Source organism: Aeromicrobium sp. (assembly GCF_014378035.1).
Classification (GTDB): Bacteria; Actinomycetota; Actinomycetes; order Propionibacteriales; family Nocardioidaceae; genus Aeromicrobium.
On record NZ_JACMOM010000049.1, the window covers coordinates 1 to 3,583 of the forward strand.

The window sequence follows — 3,583 nt, forward strand, 5'->3', positions numbered from 1 at the left end:
CTGCTGTTCGGCTCGAACACCCAGCTGCGGTCCGTGGCCGAGGCCTACGCCGGCAGCGACGGTCACGCGCTGTTCGTACGCGACTTCGTCAGGGTCTGGGACAAGGTCATGATGGCCGACCGGTACGACGTCAGGCCCGGCTGACCCAGAGGCATGCGAGCCGGCCGTTGAAGGCCTCGACGTAGCCGTTGCGCGAGGGTTCTCCGGGCGGGATGAACGACAGTCCGACGCGTTCACCGGCCCAGTCGGCCATCGCCCCGCATGCCAGCTCGGGTCCGTTGTCGCAGCGCAGGACCGGGGGGTAGCCGCGGGCCAGGGCGAGGTTGTCGAGTTCGTCGATGAGAGTGTCGGCGGTGACGGAGCGTTCGACCAGGCTCCCTAGGCCACGCCCATCGTCGTGATCAGGTGGTGCACGGCCCCCCGGCGTTGCCACGGGCTCAGAAGTTTCCCCGGGCGATCTCCTTGAGCGCGGCCTTCTCCAGCTCCGCATCGGCGAGGAGCCGTGTGAGGGTGGAGTTCTCCCGCTCAAGGTCCTTGAGCCGTGTCGCGTCGTCTGCCTTCAACCCGCCGAACTGGTTGCGCCACCGGTAGTACGTCTGCTCCGAGACCTGGAGCTCCCGGCACACATCGGCGACATCTCTGCCTTCGCCGAGCATCCGGTCGGCCATCGACAGCTTCCGGACGACCTGCTCCGAGGAGTGCCTCTTCCTGGTGGCCATGGTCACCGAGCCTTCCTGCCCACAACGTGGGCGGCAAGACTCTCACCCGAACCGGGTCAACGAACCGGGGTCAGGCCAGGGTCTGGTTGTTGCTGTTGTTCGCCGGTGCGGCATCAGAGTCTACGCCGAGGAGTTCGTCGATCCTTGCGCGGAGCGCTTGTTGCGCCTTCTCGTCGTGGGCGTCACCGAGCAGTTCCGCCAAGGTTCGGAGGGCCAGCACGTTCACGTCGAAGTCGTGTTCGGCTTTGATGCGGTCTCGTTCGGCGGTGCGGTTTTGGCTGAGCAGGATCAGGGGGGCGGCGTAGGCGGCTTGGGTAGAGAACAGCAGGTTTAGCAGGATGAAAGGGTAGGGGTCGAACTCTTTGCTGTGCAGGTAGTGCAGGGCGGCGTAGCCGTTGTAGGTGAGCCAGACCGCGATCAGGCCGGTCTGGATGAGGATGAACCCCCAGGAACCGAAGACCGCCGTGACCCTGTCGGCGACCCGGGCACCGAGGGGGAGGTCGTCGTGTCGGGATTGGTTGGCGGGTGAGCGGTGGTGGGCTGGCCTGGTCGGCCTCTTGCCGGTCTGAGGCTTCACTTTCTGGTGGCCTCGGGCCCAATCGTGCCGGTGTCGACGATGTATTGGGCGACATCGCGGAGTTTGCGGTTGAGGTGTTGGGAGGAGAGCCGCAGTAGCTGGAAGGCTTGGTCGGCGGTGATCCGTTCGCGTTCCATAAGGATCCCCTGGGCTTGGCCGATGATCTCACGTGAGGTGAGGGCGGTTTGGAGGTTTTCGATGCGGCTCTCCTCGGCCTGTCGGTCGCGGGCCAACGTCAGCGCGAGGGCCGCGTAGGTGGCGAAGATGAGTCCTTGGGCTCGCTCGCGGGCGTTGAACGCCCCGGGTAGGTGGGCGTAGAGCTGCAACGCTCCGAGCGTTTCGCCCTCTACCTGAAGCCGGTAGGCAAGGGCGCTGCGCATCCCGAGCCGGGCGGCCGCGGGTGAGAACAGCGGCCAGCGCTGGTCGTCCAGAAGGTCCGGGACGTAGACCAACGCCAGCCCACCAAGGGCGTCCGCGCAGGGACCCTGTCCTACGTCGGTCTGGAGCCGCTCCAGCGCGGCCATCAGTGCCGAGGGCACCAGATGGCTGCGCTGCGTGCTGGCATCGCACAGGCCGGCGTCGTCGCAGCTGTCCATGGTCTGCGACGCGAGCGACACGATGCGCTCCGCTGCCGTGACCGCGCCAGGGGCTAGCAGGACGGTGGCGATGTCTGCCAGGTGCCCTGCGAGATCGGTGCCGGGGTCCAGGGCAGCTTCGTGTGACGAGATCTCATCGGTGCCAGGCTGTTCGTGACCGTTCATGGGACTGCTCTCGCTGGGAGGGAAAGGCGCGTACAGTCCATATTGTCTTCGACACGTGAGGATTCGGCCCGCCCTCACGTTAGGCCTGCCCCGCCATGTGTGTCTGGTCGTTCGAGTTGTGCCCGTCGGTTCACCCGCGCTGTGGGCATCCTGCCGAGTCTGGGGCAGTCTCCCGCTCGCTTCACCCTGTCGTGTCGCCGTGACGGAAGCGCCGTTGTTCACCGTGGCTGTGCAGGTCAACGACGGCCCAACGGTCGTCATGCTCGCTGGGGAACTCGACCTGCACAGCGCGCCGCTGCTGCACGACGCGCTCCAGCAAGCGGTCACCACGGGTGCGGCGTCCGTTGTCGTTGACATGGCCCTAGTGTCGTTCTGCGACGCCCGAGGCCTCGGACTGCTCGTGGCTGCCAGCAACGATCTGCGCGAGTCCGGCAGGCAACTGTCGGTGCGTTCAGCACCCCTGTCGCTGCGCAGGCTCTTCCAGATCACCGCCCTGACCGATGCCTTGCATGTCGAACCCGCCACCACCGCCGATGGGCTGCTGACGGCTGACCTGGCAGCGGCAGCCGGCCTCCCACTCACCCGGGCAGTCCTCGACTGCGCGCTCAAGCTCGTCGTCGTCATGAGCCAGTCCGTGATGGCCGGAGCGGACGGGGTCAGCATCACCCTGCCCCGCGACGGTCGGTTGCGGACCGTTGCTGCCAGCGACGACGTGGTGCTGCAGATGGACCACGACCAGTACGACACCGGCCAAGGCCCTTGTCTGGATGCCGCGACCCACGGGGACCTGTTTCACTCCACTGACCTCGAGTCGGAAAGTCGATGGCCACAGTTCGTCCCCCGCGCCCGCGCCCGAGGCATCGAAAGCATCATGTCCACGCCACTGATGGCCGCTGACCACCCTCTAGGGGCGCTCAACGTCTACAGCCGCGCCCCCGAAGCCCTCGCCTCCCACGAGCAGCAATGGGCCACCCAGTTCGCCCAGGAGGCCTCCCACGTCCTCGTCGCGGCCAACGCCACATCGACCGCGACGTTGACCGCCGCGTCAGTCGGCGATCAGATCCACGAAGCGCTGCAATCGCGGGAGGTCATCGCCCTCGCGCAAGGCGTCATCATGACTCGCCAAAACCTCAGCCCGGATGCCGCGCACCGCTTCCTGATCGGCATCAGCCGTCGCACCAGCAAACCCCTGCTCGGGATCTGCCAGGAAGTGATCCGAGCTACCGCAAGCGCCCGCCGTGGTTCCTCCCAGACCCTCGACCGTCTGGACGGCACCCCGTGACGACACCGCCGCACAACTTTCTGGACCTCGCCCGCCAAGACGCCGGATTGAGCCAGCACGACCTGTGGGTGCGGTACTTCGCCCTCGGGGGCATGAGCCCAGCGTTGGAAATGGAGGCCGTCTGTCACGGCGCGATGGTCGCGACCGACCCCGATCACGACCGCATCGCCCATGCCCTCAACGAACGGTTCACCGAACTGGGCCGTAACCACCCGGTCCCCTATTCCGAAGACACCGACGACAC

Annotated in this window: 4 protein-coding genes and 1 pseudogene; 2 read left to right on the forward strand and 3 right to left on the reverse strand. The window is 66.7% G+C overall.

The features are described from left to right. Nucleotides 1-139 precede the first annotated feature (139 nt). The 3 genes and pseudogenes from H7290_RS02710 to H7290_RS02720 form a co-directional block, all read right to left on the reverse strand. A pseudogene (locus tag H7290_RS02710) lies at nucleotides 140-719 on the reverse strand (transposase); the annotation flags it as partial. A 70-nt stretch (nucleotides 720-789) separates the two neighbouring features. Continuing rightward, nucleotides 790-1,296 carry a DUF1003 domain-containing protein gene (locus H7290_RS02715; RefSeq protein WP_290512478.1) on the reverse strand — a complete coding sequence of 169 codons (507 nt, stop codon included), beginning with the start codon at nucleotides 1,294-1,296 and terminating at the stop codon, nucleotides 790-792. Then, nucleotides 1,293-2,057: a GAF and ANTAR domain-containing protein gene (locus tag H7290_RS02720; RefSeq protein WP_290512479.1), complete on the reverse strand. Its 765-nt coding sequence runs from the start codon at nucleotides 2,055-2,057 to the stop codon at nucleotides 1,293-1,295. Before H7290_RS02720 ends, H7290_RS02715 begins: the two co-directional genes overlap by 4 nt. 199 nt (nucleotides 2,058-2,256) lie before the next feature. Between H7290_RS02720 and H7290_RS02725 the strand changes: the two genes are divergently transcribed. Together H7290_RS02725 and H7290_RS02730 are read left to right on the forward strand one after the other, a co-directional pair. Next, the gene (locus H7290_RS02725; protein WP_290512480.1) at nucleotides 2,257-3,339 is read left to right on the forward strand and encodes an anti-sigma factor antagonist; all 1,083 of its coding nucleotides are present in this window, start codon (nucleotides 2,257-2,259) and stop codon (nucleotides 3,337-3,339) included. Beyond that, nucleotides 3,336-3,583 (forward strand): hypothetical protein (locus tag H7290_RS02730; protein WP_290512481.1); only part of this gene is annotated, 248 nt, incomplete at its 3' end. The genes H7290_RS02725 and H7290_RS02730, both read left to right, overlap by 4 nt.